Genomic DNA, 19818 nt, shown 5'->3' with positions numbered 1-19818 from the left:
GGTGGGCGGCTCGCCGGTGTGCTGCCGGTGTGCTCTCAGCGGCGTTCATCGTCGCGCTCGACCTCGACGCGCTCCTTGCGGATCTCGTCGCTGACGCCCTGCTGCTCGGTCACCACGTCCTTCTCCAGGCGGACCCGTTCGACGGCCTCGGCGCGCTTCTGCACCACCGGTTCCTCGCGGTGCAGCGTGACCTCGGCCTGCTCGTCGGCGAACGCCCTGCCCGTGCGGTCGGTGCCGCCCTCCACGGGCTCGCGGACGATCCGGACCTCCTCGTGCGTCACCGGCACGGTGACGTTGCGCTGCTCGGTGACCGTGCGCTTGACCAGCCGCACGCGGCCCGCCTCGACGTTGCGGGTGCCGACGTCGAGCTTCTCCTCCGAGAGGACCACCTCGGCCGCGTCGGGCTCGACGCGCGCACCGTGCCGCCCGGTGGCCTGCCCGCCGTCGAGCCGGTCGTGCTCACCGGTCTTGGCCTGCGGGATCATCCCGTAGTGCCGGTAGAGCGCCTCCTGCTCCTCGTCGGAGATGTGGTCGTCGAAGGTGTGCACGCTCGGCGCCTCGTCGACCTGTTCCTTGGCGATGGGGACGGTGATCGTGCCGTCCGCCATCTTCGCCTGCTGGATCGGGACGAAGCTCTGCCTCATGCCGAGCAGTCCCGAGTTGACCTCGGCCCACACCGGTGCGCCGGTGCCGTCCTCGAGCCACACCTGCTTGACCGAACCGATCTTCTCGCCCTTGTTGTCGATCACGTCGCAGTCGTACAACGCCTCAACTTGCGTCTGATCGATCATCAGTGCCGTCCCTCCGCGTTGGCTGTCGGCTTGCCAGCGCGAAGTACCCGCCACCGCGAATTTCTCCCGGGGGCCCTCTGACCAGGTGACCGTGCCCCCACCGCAATTCAGCCGGTCGGATGACGGCCGGCTCACCAGGGGACGACGCCCTCGTCGTCGAAGAAGCCGCCGCGGGGCCCGTCGTCCGGCAGGGTCGCGAGCCGGATCGCGATCGCGGCGCCCTGCTCGGGAGTCCGCGGCGCGGCGAAGCCGGTGAAGTCGGTCGCGACGTAGCCGGGGCAGCACGCGTTCACGATCACGTTCGTGTCGGCGAACGCGCGCGCGTACTGGACGGTGATGCTGTTGAGCATCGACTTCGACGGCGCGTAGGCGGCCATGATCGGGCCGGTCCGCAGCGTCAGCGAGCCCATGGTGCTCGAGACGTTGACGATCCGCGGCGAGGCGGCGCGGCGCAGCAGCGGCAGCACCGCGTTCGTCACCCGGACGACGCCGTTGACGTTCGTGTCGAGGACGGTGCGCACGACGTCGAGGTCGAGCGTGGTGGGGTCCTGCGCCCCGTCGCCGACCGGACCGGAGATCCCGGCGTTGTTGACGAGCACGTCGAGCCGCCCGGCCGTCTGCTCGACGGTCGCCGCGGCGGCGGCGGCGCTCTCGTCGGAGGTGACGTCCAGGGCGACCCCGAACGCGTCGACGCCCGCGGCGTGCAGGCGCTCGACGGCTTCCTTGCGCCTGATGTCGTCGCGGGCACCCACCGCCACGGTGAAGCCCAGCGCTCCCAGGCCCTGTGCGATGGCGTGGCCGATTCCCTTGTTCGCGCCGGTGACCAGCGCGGTCTTCGTGTCCTTCACGGAACCCATGCTCGGCGTGCCGCCGGCCCGCCGTCCAAGATCGATCCAGTAAGCCGTGATACCCGCCGGGTATCAGCGTAGGCTCCCGCGGGTGGACGACGTCGAGACCCGCGAGCTCAGGTACTTCGTCGCCGTCGCCGAGGAGCTCCACTTCGGACGCGCCGCCGCCCGGCTCGGGATCGCCCAGCCGCCGCTCTCGCGCGCGATCCACCGGCTGGAGCGGCGGCTCGGCGTGCGGCTGCTCGACCGGGACCGCCGCGGCGCGGTGCTCACCGCCGCCGGCGAGGTGCTGCTGCGGGAGGCCAGGGCGGCGCTCGACGCGGTCGCCGCCGCCGTGCGCAGGACGCGGCGGGCGGGGAACCCTGACCGGCCGCTGGTGCTCGTGACCAAGGCCGGGGCGTCCCACGAACTGCTGCGCCGGCTCCTCGACGCGCAGGCGGGCGAACCCGGCGCGGCACCGGTCGAGGTCCTCCTGTGCGAGGTCGGCGAACAGGCGCACCGGCTGCGCGACGGGCAGGCCGACGTGGCGCTCATGCACCGCCCGTACGACGACCTCGCCGGCTTCGACACCGTGGACCTCCACGTCGAGAGCCAGGTCGCGATCGTGCCCGCGGCGCATCCACTCGCGGCACACGACCGGCTCACCCTGGCGGAGGTGAGCCACGTGCCGGACCTGCCGATCGCCCGCTGGCCGCGGCTCGACGGGACCTATCCCGAGGGGCCGGGACCGGAGGTGCGCACGCAGTCGCAGCTCGCCCAGCTCGTGGCACTCGGCAAGACCCTGCTCGTCATCCCCGCCTCCAGCCGCGCCTGGCAGTGGCCGGAGCACGTCGCGGTGCCCGTCGTCGACGCGCCGGAGGTCACCACGGTGCTCGCCTGGCCGCCGGGCGGGTACTCCCCGGCACTCGCCTCGCTCGTCCGCTCGGCGGCCGGGCTGCGCGACACCCCGCGGCCGCTCCCGGCCGAGGACCCGCGGCCGGGCTCGCCGGGGGCACCGGCGGTCAGTCGCTGATCTGCGGGTCGACGGCTCTTCGTCCGGCTCGGCGCAACGGACGCCCGACCCCGGCACGAGGTGGCCTCGACGCCGGTACCCGGCACCGAGGCCACCCGCCGCGGATCAGTCGCAGACGGCACCGCGCGAGGCGGAGCCGACCAGCTTCGCGTACTTGGCCAGCACACCGCGTTCGTACCGCGGGGGCAGCGGCGCCCAGCCCTCGCGGCGGCTGTCCAGGTCGGCGTCGACGTCGAGGGTGCCCTCGGCGACGTTGAGCGTGATCCGGTCGCCGTCGCGCACGAACGCGATGGGCCCGCCGTCGACCGCCTCCGGTGCCACGTGCCCGACGCAGAGCCCTGTCGTGCCGCCGGAGAACCGGCCGTCGGTGAGCAGCAGGACGTCCTTGCCGAGGCCCGCGCCCTTGATCGCCGCGGTGATGGCGAGCATCTCGCGCATGCCCGGCCCGCCCTTGGGACCCTCGTAGCGGATCACCACGACGTCGCCCGCGGTGATCGTGCCGTCCTCCAGCGCGTCCATCGCCGCGCGCTCGCGGTCGAACACCCGCGCGGTGCCGGTGAAGACGTCGGAGTCGAAGCCGGCGGACTTGACCACGGCGCCCTCCGGGGCGAGTGAGCCCTTCAGGATCGTGATGCCGCCGGTGTGGTGGATGGGCTGGTCGAGCGCCCGCAGGACGAGGCCGTCCGGGTCCGGCGGGGCGATGTCGGCGAGGTTCTCGGCGACCGTGCGCCCGGTGACGGTGAGGCAGTCGCCGTGCAGCAGACCGGCGTCCAGCAGCGCCTTCATCACCACGGGCACGCCGCCGATGCGGTCGACGTCGGTCATCACGTGCCGTCCGAACGGCTTCACGTCGGCCAGGTGCGGCACGCGCGCGCCGATGCGGCTGAAGTCGTCCAGGGTGAGCTCGACGCCGGCCTCGTGCGCGATGGCGAGCAGGTGCAGCACGGCGTTGGTGGAGCCGCCGAACGCCATGACGACGGCGATGGCGTTCTCGAACGCCTCGCGCGTCATGATCTGCCGGGCGGTGATGCCGCGCCTGAGCATCTCCACCACGGCCTGGCCGGACCTGCGCGCGAACCCGTCGCGGCGGCGGTCGGTGGCCGGGGGAGCGGCGCTGCCGGGCAGCGACATGCCCAGCGCCTCGGCCGCGCTCGCCATGGTGTTCGCCGTGTACATGCCGCCGCACGCGCCCTCGCCGGGGCAGATCGCGCGCTCGATCAGGTCGACGTCCTCGCGGCTCATCAGCCCGCGCGCACAGGCCCCGACGGCCTCGAACGCGTCGATGATCGTGACTTCCTTCTCCGTGCCGTCGGTCAGCGTGACGCGGCCGGGCAGGATCGACCCCGCGTAGAGGAACACGCTCGCGAGGTCGAGCCGTGCCGCGGCCATCAGCATGCCCGGCAACGACTTGTCGCAGCCCGCCAGCAGCACGGAGCCGTCCAGGCGCTCGGCCTGCATCACCGTCTCGACGCTGTCGGCGATCACCTCGCGCGAGACCAGCGAGAAGTGCATTCCCTCGTGGCCCATCGAGATGCCGTCCGACACGGAGATCGTGCCGAACTCGAGCGGGTACCCGCCCGCCGCGTGCACGCCGTCCTTCGAGGCCTTCGCGAGGCGGTCGAGCGACAGGTTGCACGGCGTGATCTCGTTCCACGACGAGGCGACGCCGATCTGCGGCTTCTCCCAGTCCTCGTCACCCATGCCGACGGCCCGGAGCATGCCGCGCGCGGCGGTGCGCTCCAGGCCGTCGGTCACGTCGCGGCTGCGTGGCTTCACGTCCGGTGTCTCGGTCATGCGGGCACGCTAGCCGTTCCTAGGACGGGTTCGCCGCGTGGGTGAGCGTCTCCCAGGCGGTGAAGAGGTTGTCCGTCCCCTGTGGACGCTGGCTCTCGGTGTAGCGCTGGGTGCTCGGCATGGGGATGCCCAGCCGGGTGTTGAGGGCGGTGAAGCTGACCTCCGAGGTCGGCCCGAGCTCGCGGGAGTAGCTCCCGCCGCACAGCCACGACGGCACCGGTTCGCCGTTCTGGTACTTGGTGTGCAGGCCCCACGCGTGCCGCATCCGCTCGCGGATCTCGCCCCAGACGTCCTGGCCCTGGTGCCGCGCGGTCTCGGCGAAGTGCGAGGCGGCGCTCAGCCCGTACGCGGTGTGCGCGAAGTCCCGGCAGGTCTCCTGCGCGAGACCGTCGACGAACGTGGACTGGTTGTGCCAGAAGGCGATGATCTCGTCCCTGGTGTCGATGCCGCTGCCCGGCGGTGTCCTCGGCAGCGCGCCGTCGGTGCTCAGGTAGATGAACGCCTGGATGCGCGTGTGGAAGATGCCGACCGCCTTGTCGTACGCGGCGCGGTCCTCCAGGAACACCGCGATGCCGAGCGTGGCCTCCATCATGCTCAGCTCCCAGTTGCCGGTCGTCTTCGCCCGGCCGTTCTGGATCTCCGGCAGGTAGACGTCGCGCAGCATGGTGCCGAACCTGGCGCTGTCCGCCCAGTTGCCGCGGACGTGCTTGATGATCTCCGCCGCCTTGGGCCAGCTGCTCGCCGACCACGCGGTCTGCAACGGGGCGTTGGAGCCGGTGTGGTCGCGGATGGTCGCCGACCAGGCGTCCATGATCTGGATCGCCTTGGCCGCGTACCGGTCGTCGCGCGTCACGTACCAGGCGAGGGACAGGGTGTACGCGGCGATGGCGTCCTCGCGCTCGTCGGTGCAGCCGTGGTTGGGGTTCGAGTAGGAACCGCACTCCACGACGGCGCGTGGCCGCGGGGTCCGGCTGAGGTCGGCGTACTTCGACGCCATCATGCGGTCGTAGGCGAGCTTCCACGGCTGGGCGCCGGCGAGGACCTTGGCGCGCATGAAGTCCAGTTGCGGGCGGGAGACCACGACGCCGGGGTGGGCGAACGTCGCCGGTGCCGCGGTGGCGGCGGAACCGGCGACCGGTGCCAGCAGGCTGGCCAGCAGGGCGATCAGCACCGTGCAGGAACGGATGACCATGCCGCCAGTGTCAGCGGCCCGTACCTCGTGGTCAATCATGCCCGAACGGGGTTCAGGGTGATGAACGATTCCCCGCCGGGCAAAGGAAATCCCCCGGTGCGCGGGAGGTGCACCGGGGGATCTCGACTACCTGAACAGCGTGCTCAACGGGTCACTCGCGGCACTTCTTGCCGGTGTTCACGCAGTTGACCAGGCGGTTCATGATCTTCTGCGACATCACGTTCGCGAAGTCGTCGTGGTCGGTGAGCGGGTTGTGCTCCTCCTCGGGGAAGGAGTCGACCAGGTAGCGGCCGTCCTTCTGGACGTCCAGCGGGATGTCGTAGGTCAGCGAGATGCGGAGCTGCGGAACGGCCTTGAAGCCCTGCTTGCACTTGCCGTTCTGGTCGGGGAACACGATGTGGTCGCGGTGGTTCGCGGAGTCGATGTTCTTGCCGTCCCAGCAGCTCGGGAAGTCGTGGACGCGCTTGACCTTCGAGCCCTGCGGGCAGATCGGGTACTTGTCCATCAGGACCTTGTCCTCGAAGCCCGTGCAGGTCCAGGAGGCCTTGGCGTTCTTCGGGCCGTTCTGGCCGGCCTTGGCGTCGCCGTAGAGCACGCGCAGGAACTTGGGCATCGCGACGACCTTGCCGGTCGGGCTGCCGCGGAAGGTGAGGTCGACGACGGCCGGGCGCTGGATCTCGCCCTCGTTGCCCTCGAGCTCGTTCTCCGCGTTCTCCTCGGGGTTGTTCTGGTTCTTCTTGTTCTCGGTGCCCTCGGCCTGGGCGGCGTCGCTGTTCTCGCTGCCGTCGTCGATGCCGGCGTTGTTCTGGTCCTTCACCGCGCAGGCAGCGGCCGGGTTCAGGTCGGGCGCCTGCCGGCCCTGGCGGCTGAACGCCAGCATCATCCGGTTGAGGATGGCGGCGCGCTTCTCGCGAGTCGGGCCGACGATGACGTTGTCGCGGTCCTGGGCCTTGGTCTGCTCGAGCTTCTTCTCGGCCTCGCCGGTGACCTTCTCGATGTTCTCGAGCTCGCGGTCGATCTCCGCCTGGGCCGCCTCCGGCACGTCCTCCGGGAGCAGGGAGGCGACATCGGGGCACTCGAGGGTCGGCGCGGCCTTGTCCGCCTTGTCCTTCTCCTGCTGCGCCTTGTCGTCCTTCTTCGGCGGCGCCTGCTCCTGGCCCTCGCCGGCCTCCGCCTCTTCCTCCTCGTCGATGATGCGCACGACGGGCCAGAAGTAGGCGGACTTGTCGCCGTTCTTGCAGGTCGTCCCGGCCCGTTGCAACGACTTGTTGTTCGAGTCCGCGTTCGTGGAGAGGTTGCCGACGTAGTCGTGCAGGTGCTGGGCGCCGTTGCGGACGCCGGGCTGCGCGATGAAGTTGTCCGGGTTGAAGTGCCCGTTCTCGTTCCGGCCGCAGTCCACGGTGAACGTACCCGTGGTGGCGTCGTTCTCCGGTTTCGGTTTCTTGACGTTCGGCTTCACCTTGGTGATGTCGACGAACAAGCTCTTGTCCGCTCCGTCGGCGAGCGCGGCGCCATCAGAAGAACTGATGGCCACCACCGCGGCGCCGCCAGCGACCACGGCCATCGCGGCCGCGGCGGCCGTGAGCCAGATCGTGGATTTCCTCCGGTGAATAGCCATTTGCCACCTCGTGGTAGTCCGATAAAACGGCATGGTGAAGCTGACGGCGGTATGGGCCGCTATCTTCGGTTTGAACCTGGGTGTTTGTTTTTTCTCAGTACGAACGAGATTTCCGCCGTGTTTTCTTGGATCGCGATATCATTCGCATCCCCACCAGCGCGAGCGCGAGCACGCCGATCGCCCCGAAGAAGACGCCGTTGTTGTCACCGAACACCCCTTGTTCCGCGGTGCGGGTGAACCTGGTGCCCTGCGGCACGGTCGGGATCACACCGTCGGTGGGGTTCGCCGACTGCTCGGCCGCCTGGTCGCCACCGGCGTCCGGTGCGGCGGTGCCGTCGGCGTTCGCCGTCGGCGGGGCGAGCGGTTGCGGTGACTCCAGGCCGGCGAAGTCGACGCGGCCCGTCTCCTCGAGCACCTTCATGTGGTCGAAGACGGTGATCATCGCTTGGGTGGAGAGGATGCGGATGAGCTCGTTCTTGGTGCCCGCCCGGATCTGCGCGGCGTAGGCGTAGACCTTGCCGTGTGCCGCGCGCAGCCGGTTGGCGAAGACGACGTCGAACTCGTCGCCGTTCGCCGCGTCCATCTCGGCCAGCCAGCCCTTCTGCTCCTCGGAGGCCTCCGTGGGCAACGTGTGACCGAGCAGGACGCCCGCCCGGTTCACCACGTTGTCCAGCAGCGTGTGCCCCTCGATGAGGTGCTTGCAGGCTTCCTGGATCTTGGGCTGGTCCGGCCGCTTGGCCTTGCCCTTGTCGCCCGCCGGCTTCTCCCACAGCCCGGCCTGCTTGACCCGGTTCATGAAGTCCCGGTCGGCGGGTCCGAGCGGTCCCCACTGCGTCTGCACGACCTCGTCACCCGTGCCGCCGCTGCCCGGCGGCGGGGTCGAGATGGGCGTGGACGGCGTGGTGGCCGGCTGGCCGGTCGCGCTCCCGGTGCCGATCAGCACGGCCAGCGCGCAGCCGGCCAGCGCGACCAGCAGTCGCGTCGGCATCGCCAAGTCCATGGGGAGTCGCACGAACTGGAGTACGGCCACGGGCCGGAGCGCGCCTCAGTTCGAGACATCGGCGTTATTGAACCGTTATCCGGAACCGCGCAACCACGGCCTGATCGAAACGACCTAAAATCCTGAGCATGAGCAAGCGGTTCGTGGCGCTGGGGGACTCGTTCACCGAGGGGGTGGGCGACGACGACCCCGGTCGTCCCAACGGGGTGCGGGGCTGGGCCGATCGCGTCGCCGAGGTGCTGGGCGCGGCCGACCCCGAGTTCACCTACGCCAACCTGGCCGTGCGCGGCCGGCTGCTGCCGCAGGTGCTGGCCGAGCAGTTCGAGCGCGCGCTGGCGATGAAGCCCGACCTCGTTTCCCTGTACGCGGGCGGGAACGACCTCATGCGGCCGAAGGTGGACATCGACGCGTTGATGCGCCGCTACCGCGCGGCCGTCGCACGGCTGGTCAACGCCGGCGCGAAGGTCATCCTCTTCACCGGCGTCGACGGCGCGGACGACCCGGTGTTCCGCAAGATGCGCGGCCGCGTGGCCATCTACAACGAGCACGTGCGCGCGATCGCCGCCGAACACTCGTGCGTCCTGGTCGACATGTGGGGCATGCGGCAGTTGTGCGACCGCCGCATGTGGTCTCCCGACCGGCTGCACCTCAACTCGCTCGGGCACACCGAAGTCGCGATCTCGGTGCTCGACGGGCTCGGCGTGTCGCACGCGCTGACCCGGACCGTGCTGGGGGTGGCGCCGCTGGTGGACCGGCGGGTCCGGCGGTCGGAGGACCTGCGGTGGGCCCGGGAGCACGTCGTGCCGTGGGTGTTGCGGCGGTTGCGCGGGGAGTCGTCCGGCGACGTGATCAAGCCGCGGTGGCCGGAGCTGCTGCCGCCGTTGTGATCGGCTGACCCACGGCCGGAACTGGCCGAGAACCGGTTCCAGTCGAGCTGGTCAGTCCCGAGAACGTGTTGTATCAGCATTCGTCCACAGCTTGGCCGACTCTTGTGCAAAGCCTGGTCAAACGACTGAAGCTCGCTCCGGTGACGCGGTTGCGCCGCATTGTTTGCAGATAGAACGCGTTCTAGAAAATCGGTCGGCCACACGGGTGAAACCGCAGGCCGGCGATTCGGGCTGGATTGATGCAGTGCCCTAGCGTCGGTCCGCATGCGTCGCAGGACAACGCTGGTCGTGGTGGCGGTCTGCGCGGTGCTCGCGGGCTGCGGGAGCAGGCTCACCGACGAGCAACGCGCCGCTCTCGCCGTGCCCCAGGGCGGCGGGACGGCGACGGAGCAGGGCGCGGTGCCGGAGGACGGCGCGGTGGCCGGCACCGATGGCACCGCCGGCACCGCCGGCCAGACCGGCGCGAACAACCCCCAGCAGGCGAACAGGCAGCCGAACCCGCCCGGCAGCATCGCGGCGGCCTGCCAGGGCACCGGGGGCGCCACGGACGCCGGCGTCACGGCGGGCGAGATCACGATCGCCAACATCTCCGACATCAGCGGACCGGTGCCCGGCATCTTCCAGTCGGCCCAGCAGGCGACCAAGGCGTTCGTCGAGTACTTCAACGCCACCCAGGGCACCGTCTGCGGCCGCAAGCTCAAGCTCGTGTCGTTCGACTCGCGCACGGACAGCGGTGGCGACCAGCAGGCCACCTCCCAGGCCTGCCAGCAGGCGTTCGCGCTGGTCGGGTCGATGTCGGCGTTCGACCAGGGCGGCGGGCCCGCGGCGGCCGGGTGCGGGATCCCCGACCTGCGGGCCTCGACGGTCACGGCGCAACGCCAGCGCACGCCGGTCAGCTTCGGGGTCGCGTCCAACGTCGTGAACCTGGTGTCGTCGGCGGGACCGGACCTCGTCAAGGCGAGCTTCCCCGGCGGCGCAGGCCACGCGGCCTCCCTCTACCTCAACGCCGACGCGAGCGCGCAGAACGCCCGCAGCATGCAGAAGGCGGCGGAGGCGCGCGGCATCAAGTTCGTGTACTCGCAGGCCATCGACATCACGGACGTCAACTACGCGCCGTACGTGGCGAAGCTCAAGGAAACCGGCGCCAAGATCGTCTACTGGATCGGGTCGGCGCAGTACGCGGTGCGGTTGCAGCAGGCCATGCGGCAGCAGGGGTTCACGCCGGAGGCGTTCGTCACGGACCCGAGCGCCTACGACCCGCAGTACGTGCGGCAGGGCGGCGGGGCGGTCGACGGCACCGTCGTCTACACCAACGGCGCGCTGTTCGAGGAGCCCAACGCCCAGGTGGCGCTGTACCGGCAGTGGCTAGGGCGGGTGGCACCCGGCGCCGCGCCGAGCTACTTCGGCATGTTCGCCTGGGCCGCGGCCCGGCTGTTCGTCCAGACCGCCGCGAAGGTCGGGCCGCAGCTCACCCGCAAGGCGATGATCGACGCGATCAGGAACGTGCACGACTTCACCGCGGAGGGGATGGTCGCGCCACAGGACGTCGGCGGCAAGCGGACCTCCGCCTGCATGGCGCTGGTGCGGCTGAAGGGCGGGGCGTGGAGCAGGCTCGCGCCGGCGTCCGGGTACTCGTGCGGGTCGTTGGTCGACACGGGGGTGGGCGGATGACCGCCCTGCTCGCCTACACGATCTTCGGCCTGGTGACGGGCGGGGCGTACGCCGTGGTCGCCGGCGGGCTCGTGCTGACCTACAGCACCTCCAAGGTGTTCAACGTCGGGCACGGCGCGATCGGCATGGTCATGGCGTTCCTGTACTGGGAGCTCGCGGAGAACCGCGGCCTGCCGCAGTGGCTCGCGCTGCTGGTGGTGGTCGGCGGGTGCGCGCCGCTGTTCGGGCTGGTGGTCGAACGCTTCGTGATGCGCAGGCTCGCGGGTGCGCCGGTCGGCATCACGCTCGTCGCGGGCGTGGGCGTGCTGGTCGGGTTGATCGGGGTGGCCCAGGTGGTCTGGCCGCCGCGGGCGCGGCCCGTGCGGCCGTTCCTCGACCAGCACGGCGTCCACCTCGGGCAGTCCTACGTCAGCGGGCACGACCTGGTGACGCTGGCCTGCGCGGTGCTGGTCGCGGGCGGGCTCTACGCGCTGCTGAACCGGACGCGCACCGGGCTCGCGATGCGGGCCTGCGTCGACGCGCCGGAGCTGGCGGCGCTGTACGGGACGCGGCCGCACCGGCTGTCGGCGCTGAGCTGGGCGATCGGGTCGGCGCTGGCCGCGCTGGGCGGCATCCTGCTCACGCCGGTCGTGCAGCTCGACTACGTGACGATGACGCTGCTGGTGATCACCGCCTACACCGCGGCGCTGGTCGGGCGGCTGCGCAGCCTGCCGTGGACGTTCGCGGGGGCGCTCGGGCTCGGGCTGGTGCAGTCCTACGCCGTCGCGTACCTGCCGTCCTCGCCGTTCTGGATCGCGTTCCGGGCGGCGATCCCGGCGTTGCTGCTGTTCGTCGTGCTGCTCGCGATGCCGCAGTCGCCGCTGCGGATCGGCGGCGTGCGGGGGTCGCGCGGGGTGGCGGTGCCCGGCGCGTTGCCGACCGGCGTCGGCGCGGTGCTCTTCCTGGGCGCGGTCCTCGCGCTGGCGCTGCCGGCCGGTCCGGTGGTGGCCGGGCAGCTCGCGCTGGGGCTCGTGTTCGGGATCGTGCTGCTGTCGATGGTGCTGCTCACCGGGTACGGCGGGGTGGTGTCGCTCGGGCAGTTCACGTTCGTCGGCGTGGGGGCGGTGACGGTCGCGCGGCTGGGCTCGTCGTCGCCGTGGTCGTTGCTGCTGGGCGCGGCGGTGGCGGCCCTGGTGGGCGCGCTGGTCGCCGTGACGGTGCTGCGGGTGAGCGGGCTGTACCTGGCGCTCGCGACGCTGGGGTTCGCGCAGCTGATGGACAAGCTCGTGCTTCAGTCGCCGATCGCGTTCGGCGTGCGGGGGAGCCTGCAGGTGCCGCGGCTGGTGGAGTCCGCGACCGGTCAGCTCGTGCTGGCCGCCGCGGTGTTCGCGCTGGTCGGGATGGGCGTTCTCGCGGTGCGGCGCGGACGGCTCGGGCGCCGGGTGATCGCGGTCAAGGACAGCCCCGCGGCGTGCGCGACGCTCGGCGTCAACGTGCGCTGGATCCGGGTCGGCGTGTTCGCGCTCTCGGCGGCCATCGCGGGCCTGGCGGGCGGGCTCTTCGCGCAGCTGCGCGAAACCGTCGCGGCGAGCGACTTCCAGCTCTTCAACAACCTGCCGTTGCTGCTGTTCGCCGTGATCGCGGGGGTGACGTCGGTGTCCGGCGCGCTGCTCGGCGGACTGCTGCTGATGCTGCTCCCGGTGCTGCAGAGCGGTTTCCCGGCGTTGGCGGGCGTGGCGGTCGTGCTGCTCGGCGTCGCGGCGGCGGGACTCGCCCGCGATCCCAACGGCCTGGTGAGCTGGGTGTTCCGGGCGTGGTCCTGGCGGCGCGCATGAGCACGCTGCGGCTGGAGGGCGTGACGGTCCGCTTCGGCCAGGTGACCGCGGTCGACGACGTCTCGCTGGTGGTCGAGCCCGGCGTCACCGGGCTGATCGGGCCCAACGGCGCGGGCAAGACGACGTTGTTCGACGTGGTCAGCGGACTGCGCAGGCCGTCGGCGGGCCGGGTCCTGCTCGACGACGAGGACATCACCGCCAAGGGGCCGCACCAGCGCTCCAGGCTCGGTGTGGCGAGGACGTTCCAGCGGCTGGAGGTGTTCGGCTCGCTGACCGTGTGGGAGAACGTCGTGGTGGCGCTGGAAAGCCGCCGCCGATCGCCGGACCTGGCCGCGGGCCTGCTGGAGCGCGTCGGCATCGCGGAGTTCTCGGCGAAGCAGGCCGACACCGTGCCGACCGGTGCCGCGCGGCTGCTGGAGCTGGCCCGCGCGCTCGCCACCGACCCGCGCCTGCTGCTGCTCGACGAGCCGTCGTCGGGGCTCGACCGCGCCGAAACGGGCGCGTTCGGCGCGCTGCTGCGCGAGCTGAGCGCGGAGGGCCGCTCGGTCGTGCTGGTCGAGCACGACATGGACCTCGTGATGGGCTACTGCGACACCGTGCACGTGCTCACCCTCGGCCGGCTGCTGGTGTCCGGGACACCGGCCGCCGTGCGCGCCCACGAGGGTGTCCGGGAGGCGTACCTCGGATGATCGACCTGATGGACGTCCACGCCGGGTACGGCCGGATCGAGGTGCTGCGCGGCGTCTCGCTGAACGTGCCGCGCGGCACCGTCACCGCGTTGCTCGGCCCGAACGGCGCCGGCAAGTCCACCCTGGTCAAAGTCCTCAGTGGACAGTTGCGGGCGTCGGCAGGGCACGTCCACCTGGGCGGGGTGCACGTCAACGACGCCGCGCCCGACGAGCTGGCGCGCGCGGGCCTGTGCACGATCCCGGAGGGCCGGGCGATCTTCCCGAACCTCACGGTCGCGGAGAACCTCCGGCTCATGCGCGGTGATCCCGCCGTGGTCTACGAGCGGTTCCCGAAGCTCAAGGCGCGGCACCGCCAGCTCGCCGGGTCGATGTCCGGCGGCGAGCAGCAGATGCTCGCGTTCTCCCGCGCGCTGATCACCGACCCGGCCGTGCTGGTGGTCGACGAGCTGTCGATGGGGCTCGCGCCGGTGGTCGTAGCCGAGCTGTACGAGGTGGTCGGGGAGCTCGCGGGCAGCGGCGTCACGATGCTGGTCGTCGAGCAGTTCGCCGAGACCGCGTCCGCCGTCGCCGACCAGGTCGTCGTGATGGCGCACGGGGAGATCACCGCCGGTGAGGACCTGGCTTCCGCCTACTTCGGAGGGACCTCGTGAGGTACGCGATCGTCGTGCTGCTCCTGCTGCTGTGCCCGGCGCCCGCACGGGCGGCCGACATCGGCGGGTTCACCCTGTCCGCCCGCGCGGCACCGGTCTCGGTGCTGCTGCACAGCGACCTGATCCCGGTGCCCGCGGAACCGCAGGGCGAGGTGCACCTGTCCTACACGCGGACCGAGCTGGGCTCCGGCCCGATCGGCCGGTCGGTCGCGAGCTCGCTGTGGCCGGGCGCGGCCGTCGGCACAGGGCTGCCGCAGCTCGTCGGCTTCGCCTACCCGGTGCAGGCGAACGCGGCGCACCCCGGTGGTCCCGCCGACGAGTCCAAGCCGGGGATGAGGGCCACGGCGGGCGCCGCCAGGGCCGAGTCCTCGGCGGGCGCCCGGCAGGGGGTGCCGTTCCTGCTCACCGCCGACGGGGTGACGTCCAGCAGCGTCAGCGCGGTCGGCGCGACGGAGGCGCGTTCTGCCGCGGTGACGTCCGTGCAGACGATCTCGTTGCTGGCGGGCCTGGTCGTGGTGTCCGGGGTCCGCTTCGAGTCGGTCGCGGTGAGCGACGGCGGCAAGGGCAGCGGCACGAGCGCGTTCTCCGTCGCCGAGATCACCGTGCTGGGGCAGAAGTTCCCGGTGGAGGCGCCCGGCGCACCGCCGGACGGGCTGCTGAAGGTGTTGGAACCGCTGGGGATCACGCTCACCTGGCCGGCCGCCGCGACGAAGCTCGACGGGACGTCGGCCACCTCCACCAGCCGTGGCCTCGTGCTCACCGTCGACGTGCTCGCGTTGCGGACCGGGCTCGGCCTGGGCGGGATCCTGGACGGTGTGCTGGCGCCGTTGCTGCCCGAGGAACTCGTGCCGCTGCTCAACCCGTTGCGCAAGATGGTGGTGGTCGTCGGCGACACCGAGGCCGCGGCGAACGCGTCCGCTTCGGCGCCGTCGACACCGCCGGACGCCGCTCCCGCTCCGGCTCCCGCGGCACCGGTGCCGCCGGGCGGCGAGGCGGCGGCACCGCTCGCACCCTCGCCGGGATCGCCGCCGGTGGCCGGGGTCGCGCCGCCCAAGGCCGTGGCCCCGGTCGCGTCCGCGCGGACGAAGCCCGGCTCGGTGCTCGGCTTCCCCGGAGTGCCGGCGCTGCTGGTCCTCGCCGGGCTCGGTGTCGCGGCGGCCGGCGCGTTCGGGGTGAAGTCGTTCGGCACCTTCCTGCTGGGCGGCGCCCCCTGTCCCTCCGGACACCCGACCGGTGTCCCCGACCTGCGCAACGGGTGAGCCATGACCATCCAGGACCGGCGCCGCGCCCGGATGCGCAGCGGGCTCGGCCTCGTGGGCGCGATGCTGATGACCGCCGGCGTCGCGGCGATACTCTTCGCCTGGTGGGGTGTCGCGCACACCGGGTACGTGTGGGAGCAGGTCCCGTACCTGGTGTCGGGCGGGATGCTCGGGCTCGGCCTGATCGGGGTCGGCGGGTTCCTGTACTTCGGGTCGTGGCTCACCAAGCTCGTGGAGGAGCAGCGGCAGACCACGTACGCGTTGTTGCAGTTGCTGGACGAGCGGACGGCGGACCGGTCATAGTCTCGTGAGAGCGCTCCCTCAAGCTCTGGCGCGGTGAATCGCGCCCGGTTCATCCTCTTGAACGAATGGTTTAGACCAGTTAACGTGCTCGCCATCACGTACCCCCTGCACGTGGATGGAGCACCATGAAGAAGTTCCGCTGGCAACTCCTGACCGCCGCGGTGGCGATGGCCACGGTGGTCGGAGGCGTTCTCGCCGCTCCCGCGAGCGGCGCGACGGGTGTGACGGCGGCGTTCACCAAGACGTCGGACTGGGGCAGCGGTTACGAGGCCAAGTACACGATCTCCAACAGCGGTGGCTCCGCGCTCTCGTCGTGGACGGTCGAGTTCACGCTCCCGGGCGGGCAGTCGATCGCGTCGCTCTGGGACGGCAGCTACGCGGCGAACGGGCAGAACATCACCGTTCGCAACACCTGGAACGGCACCGTGCCGGTCGGTGGCTCGGTGAGCTTCGGCTTCACCGTGCGCGGCACCGGCGGCAGCCCGACCGGGTGCAAGATCAACGGCGGGTCGTGCGACGGCGGGCAGCCGCCGACGACCACCACGACCACCACCACGACGACCACGTCGAACCCGCCGGTGCCCGGCACCGGCCGCGGCGCGCCCTACCTGTACCTGGGCTGGGGCAACCCGCAGAGCGCCACGCAGGTCATGGCCTCGACCGGCGTCAAGTGGTTCACGCTCGCGTTCGTCCTGTCCAGCGGCGGCTGCACCCCCTCGTGGGACGGCCAGCGCCCGCTGACCGGTGGCGTCGACCAGCAGACGATCAACGCCATCCGCGCCGCGGGCGGTGACATCGTGCCGTCCTTCGGCGGCTGGAGCGGCAACAAGCTCGGCCCGAACTGCGCGACGGCGGAGGCGCTGGCAGGTGCCTACCAGCAGGTCATCAACGCCTACGGGCTCAAGGCGATCGACATCGACATCGAGAACTCCGACGAGTTCGAGAACACGACGGTGCAGGACCGCATCCTCACGGCGCTGAAGATCGTCAAGCAGAACAACCCCGGCATCCAGACGATCGTCACGTTCGGCACCGGCACCACCGGGCCGAACTTCTACGGCGCCCGGCTGATCGACCAGGCCAAGGCGCTGAACGCGAACATCGACGTGTTCACGATCATGCCGTTCGACTTCCACAGCTCCAACATCCGCACTGACACCATCAGCGCGGCCACGGGGCTGAAGAACAAGCTCAAGTCGACCTTCGGCTGGAGCGACGCCGAGGCCTTCAAGCACGTGGGCATCTCCGGCATGAACGGCCTGTCCGACCACAGCGAGCTCACCACCACCGACGACTGGACGGCGATCCGCGACTGGTCGAAGTCGAACGGGCTGGGACGCCTCGCGTTCTGGTCGGTGAACCGCGACCGCGGCGGCTGCGACGGCCAGATCGCGGCGCACTGCTCGGGCATCCCGCAGCAGGAGCTCGCGTTCACGAAGATCACGGCAGGGTTCTGACCGCGGCAGGGTTCTGAACGACCACGAGCCGCCGGCGCCACTTAAACCAGTGGCGCCGGCGGCTTACCCTGATGTCATGCGACGACGACATTGATCTTCAACTGATCTCTCCCGGACCGCGACGGCGTGGGCGTGGTGCTCGCACCTCATCCCGATCTACGCGCTGTACGCGCTGCTCTTCGCCGACAGCGGCCTGTCGGACGCCCGGATCTCGGTGCTGCTCGCGATCTGGTCCCTCACGGCGGTCGTGTTCGAGGTGCCGTCGGGCGCGCTGGCCGACCGCTTCTCGCGGCGCGGCTGCCTGGTCGCCTCCGGTGTGCTGCAGGCGGCCGGGTACGCGGCCTGGGTGCTGTTCCCGTCCTTCTGGGGGTTCGCCGCCGGTTTCGTGCTGTGGGGGCTGGGCGGCACGCTGCAGTCGGGTGCGTTCGAGGCCCTGCTCTACGACGGGCTGGCGGCCAACGGCGACGAGGACCGCTACGGCCGGCTCAACGCCCGCGTCGACACCATCGAGCTGATCGCCCAGGTCCCGGTCGCGGTCATGGCCACCGCGCTGTTCTCCCTCGGCGGCTACCGGCTGGCCGGGTGGGTGTCCGTCGCGATGTGCCTGGCCTCGTCGGTGATCGCGGCGCGGTTCCCGGAGCCGCCACGCGGGTCCGGCGGCGACGACGAGCCCGGCTACCTCGCCACGCTGAGAACCGGTCTGCGCGAGGCCGTTCCGGTCCGGCGCGCCGTGCTGGCGGTCGCCCTGGTCTACGCGATCGACGCGATCGAGGAGTACTTCACGCTGCTCGCCCACGACTGGCACGTGCCGACGGTGTGGGTGCCGCTCGCGACGATCGGCGTGCCGTTGACGGGCGCCGCCGGTGCCGCACTCGCCGGCCGGTTGCCGTGGCGCGGCTGGGTCCTGTTCGCGTCCGGCGCGGTGCTGGTCGCGGCGGCGGTGCTGGCCGTGCCGGCGGCCATCGTCCTGGTCGGACTCTTCTACGGGCTGTACCGGTTCGTGCTGGTGCACGTGGAGACGGAGTTGCAGCACCGGATCGGGTCCGACGCTCGTGCGACGGTCACGTCGGTGGCCGCGATCGGGTCGGAGTTCGTGGCGTTCGCGGTCTACGGGCTGTGGGTGCTCGGATCGGCGGCGGCCGTGGGCGTGCTCGTCCTGGTGGTGGCGCTGGTGATCCTGAGGAGGTGAGCGGGGTTCCTGGCGTGCACCAGCAGCCGGTCGGGGCGCAGGCCCAGTGCCACGTCGAGCTCGTCCTCGGTCGCCAGCACGCCGAGCCTCGGGCTCGCCGCCTGGTCGCGGTACCGCGCGACCAGGCCGGCGTGGCCCGCGAACACGAACAACCCGTCGCCGTGCGCCGCGGCCAGATCGGCGATCTCCGGCGACCGGGTGCAGGCGTGCCAGAGGTAGGGCCGGGTGGGCCACAGGGCTTTGAGCGCCTCGTAGTGCTCGATCGTGCGCGGCAGGCCGTACTCGGCCTGTTCGCCGAACCAGCCGAACACCTTCGCCGTGGTGCCTCGCCCGAGCACGAGGTCGGTCCGGCCGGGCGCGAGGAGCTGCAGCGTGGCGTACTCGGCGGCGAGGCGCTCCGGCCGGTTCGTGGTGATCAGCGTGGTGGCGGTGGAGAGGCCGATCCGCGTTGTCCGCGCGGCGATGTGCGCCAGGAGCGTGGCGGGGGAGGAGGAGTTGTAGGGCGGGTTGTGGTGCTCGCCGACCGCGAAGACGTCGAAGCCCGCGTCCTCGGCGGCGACCGCCAGTGCCACGATCCCGGCCGGTTCGAGGTCGCCCGCGGTGAAGACGCCGATCTGCACGCGTCCAGTGTGCCTCCGCCCGGAGGCCCGGGAGGAGGCGTTGCCGCCACCTGGCCTATTCCACTGGCGGCGGCGTAACGCCAGGATCGTCCGATCAGATCAACCGGCACAAGCCGGACATCCGCTGGAGGCCGTCGTGCTCGTCGTCCAGATCTTCCTGCCGCTGGCGCTCGCGCTCGTCATGTTCGGCCTCGGGCTCACCCTCACCGGCGCCGACTTCGCCAGGGTCGCGAAGTACCCGAAGGCCGCGGTCATCGCGCTGGTCTGCCAGGTCTTGGTGCTGCCGGTGATCTGCCTGGGACTGGTGCTCGCGTTCGGGCTGGAGGGCGTGCTGGCCGTCGGCATGATGCTGCTGGTCGCCTCACCCGGCGGCACGTCGGCGAACCTCTTCAGCCACCTGGCCGGCGGGGACGTGGCGCTCAACATCACGCTCACCGCGATCAACTCGGTGCTCGCGGTCTTCACGCTGCCGCTGGTGGTCGGGCTCAGCATGGCGCACTTCATGGCGGACAACGCCGACGTCGGCCTGCAGCCGGCGAAGTTCGCGCAGGTGTTCGCGATCGTGCTGGTGCCGGTCGCGATCGGCATGGTGGTGCGCAGGAGGTTCGCGGCGTGGGCGCTGCGGATGAACGACCCCGTGCGGATCGCGTCCGTGGTGGTGCTGGTGCTCGTGATCATCGCGGCGGTCGCGCAGGCCCACCGGCAGCTCGTCGACAACATCGCGACGCTCGGGCCGGTCGCGCTGTTGCTCAGCGTCCTGAGCCTGCTGATCGGGTACTACGTGCCCAAGGCGTTCAAGGTCGACCGGAGCCAGGCGGTAGCCAGCGCCATGGAGATCGGCATCCACAACGCCACGATCGCGATCACACTGGCGCTGACGGTGCTGAACGACGAGACGATGGCGGTCCCGCCCGCGGTGTACGGCGTGCTGATGTACCTGCCGGCGGCGGTGGCCGCGCGGTTGTTGTCCCGGACCGCGACGACTGTCTGAACGCGACGGCGGCCAAGGCTCCTGCCTTTTCCG

At 71.3% G+C, this 19818-nt stretch carries 18 protein-coding genes; 11 read left to right on the top strand and 7 right to left on the bottom strand.

The features are described 5' to 3' along the window. Positions 1-35: 35 nt before the first annotated feature. Together BMW88_RS25525 and BMW88_RS25520 are read right to left on the bottom strand one after the other, a co-directional pair. A complete protein-coding gene (locus BMW88_RS25525) occupies positions 36-791 on the bottom strand; it encodes a DUF2382 domain-containing protein (protein WP_089954848.1) in 756 nt (251 codons plus the stop codon). Between the two features lie 131 nt (positions 792-922). Then, a complete protein-coding gene (locus tag BMW88_RS25520) occupies positions 923-1648 on the bottom strand; it encodes an SDR family oxidoreductase (RefSeq protein ID WP_177221304.1) in 726 nt (241 codons plus the stop codon). 82 nt (positions 1649-1730) lie between these two features. Between BMW88_RS25520 and BMW88_RS25515 the strand changes: the two genes are divergently transcribed. After that, positions 1731-2651: a LysR family transcriptional regulator gene (locus BMW88_RS25515; RefSeq protein WP_089954845.1), complete on the top strand. Its 921-nt coding sequence runs from the start codon at positions 1731-1733 to the stop codon at positions 2649-2651. 105 nt (positions 2652-2756) lie between these two features. Here BMW88_RS25515 and ilvD read toward each other — a convergent pair whose 3' ends face one another. The 4 genes from ilvD to BMW88_RS25495 all read right to left on the bottom strand — a co-directional run bounded on the left by ilvD (position 2757) and on the right by BMW88_RS25495 (position 8243). Next, positions 2757-4445: a dihydroxy-acid dehydratase gene (ilvD, locus tag BMW88_RS25510; RefSeq protein ID WP_089954844.1), complete on the bottom strand. Its 1689-nt coding sequence runs from the start codon at positions 4443-4445 to the stop codon at positions 2757-2759. Positions 4446-4464: 19 nt separating this feature from the next. Then, positions 4465-5637: an alginate lyase family protein gene (locus BMW88_RS25505; RefSeq protein WP_218148207.1), complete on the bottom strand. Its 1173-nt coding sequence runs from the start codon at positions 5635-5637 to the stop codon at positions 4465-4467. 151 nt (positions 5638-5788) lie between these two features. After that, a complete protein-coding gene (locus tag BMW88_RS25500; protein ID WP_089954839.1) occupies positions 5789-7255 on the bottom strand; it encodes a DUF1996 domain-containing protein in 1467 nt (488 codons plus the stop codon). Positions 7256-7349: 94 nt separating this feature from the next. Continuing rightward, positions 7350-8243, bottom strand: coding sequence for a DUF4142 domain-containing protein (locus BMW88_RS25495; RefSeq protein WP_177221303.1), 894 nt, complete (start codon positions 8241-8243; stop codon positions 7350-7352). Positions 8244-8383: 140 nt separating this feature from the next. Between BMW88_RS25495 and BMW88_RS25490 the strand changes: the two genes are divergently transcribed. From BMW88_RS25490 to BMW88_RS25450, 9 genes are all read left to right on the top strand, one after another. Next, positions 8384-9142, top strand: coding sequence for an SGNH/GDSL hydrolase family protein (locus BMW88_RS25490; protein WP_089954834.1), 759 nt, complete (start codon positions 8384-8386; stop codon positions 9140-9142). Positions 9143-9406: 264 nt separating this feature from the next. Further along, positions 9407-10813, top strand: a complete 1407-nt coding sequence (locus BMW88_RS25485) for an ABC transporter substrate-binding protein (RefSeq protein WP_089954831.1) — start codon at positions 9407-9409, stop codon at positions 10811-10813. Next, positions 10810-12627 carry a branched-chain amino acid ABC transporter permease gene (locus BMW88_RS25480; protein WP_089954830.1) on the top strand — a complete coding sequence of 606 codons (1818 nt, stop codon included), beginning with the start codon at positions 10810-10812 and terminating at the stop codon, positions 12625-12627. Before BMW88_RS25485 ends, BMW88_RS25480 begins: the two co-directional genes overlap by 4 nt. After that, positions 12624-13316: an ABC transporter ATP-binding protein gene (locus BMW88_RS25475; RefSeq protein ID WP_089955297.1), complete on the top strand. Its 693-nt coding sequence runs from the start codon at positions 12624-12626 to the stop codon at positions 13314-13316. Before BMW88_RS25480 ends, BMW88_RS25475 begins: the two co-directional genes overlap by 4 nt. Then, positions 13313-13966 carry an ABC transporter ATP-binding protein gene (locus tag BMW88_RS25470; RefSeq protein ID WP_089954827.1) on the top strand — a complete coding sequence of 218 codons (654 nt, stop codon included), beginning with the start codon at positions 13313-13315 and terminating at the stop codon, positions 13964-13966. Before BMW88_RS25475 ends, BMW88_RS25470 begins: the two co-directional genes overlap by 4 nt. Then, a complete protein-coding gene (locus BMW88_RS25465; RefSeq protein WP_089954825.1) occupies positions 13963-15225 on the top strand; it encodes a choice-of-anchor P family protein in 1263 nt (420 codons plus the stop codon). Before BMW88_RS25470 ends, BMW88_RS25465 begins: the two co-directional genes overlap by 4 nt. Before the next feature lie 3 nt (positions 15226-15228). Further along, positions 15229-15528 (top strand): hypothetical protein, encoded by a 300-nt coding sequence (locus BMW88_RS25460; protein ID WP_089954823.1) that lies wholly within the window; start codon positions 15229-15231, stop codon positions 15526-15528. A 125-nt stretch (positions 15529-15653) separates the two neighbouring features. Next, on the top strand, positions 15654-16985 hold the full coding sequence (locus tag BMW88_RS25455; RefSeq protein WP_089954820.1) for a cellulose binding domain-containing protein: 1332 nt from the start codon (positions 15654-15656) through the stop codon (positions 16983-16985). A 148-nt stretch (positions 16986-17133) separates the two neighbouring features. Continuing rightward, on the top strand, positions 17134-18174 hold the full coding sequence (locus tag BMW88_RS25450) for an MFS transporter (RefSeq protein WP_089954818.1): 1041 nt from the start codon (positions 17134-17136) through the stop codon (positions 18172-18174). Here BMW88_RS25450 and BMW88_RS25445 read toward each other — a convergent pair. Then, on the bottom strand, positions 18093-18794 hold the full coding sequence (locus BMW88_RS25445) for an LLM class flavin-dependent oxidoreductase (protein ID WP_089954816.1): 702 nt from the start codon (positions 18792-18794) through the stop codon (positions 18093-18095). The two genes, BMW88_RS25450 and BMW88_RS25445, sit on opposite strands and share 82 nt — an antisense overlap. 136 nt (positions 18795-18930) lie before the next feature. Between BMW88_RS25445 and BMW88_RS25440 the strand changes: the two genes are divergently transcribed. Then, a complete protein-coding gene (locus BMW88_RS25440; protein ID WP_245778043.1) occupies positions 18931-19785 on the top strand; it encodes a bile acid:sodium symporter family protein in 855 nt (284 codons plus the stop codon). The last annotated feature ends 33 nt before the right edge of the window (positions 19786-19818 follow it).

It is taken from the genome of Lentzea xinjiangensis, from assembly GCF_900110955.1.
GTDB lineage: Bacteria > Actinomycetota > Actinomycetes > Mycobacteriales > Pseudonocardiaceae > Lentzea > Lentzea xinjiangensis.
Note: the sequence above shows the minus strand (reverse complement) of the source record. Positions and strands in the feature narration are given on the sequence as shown.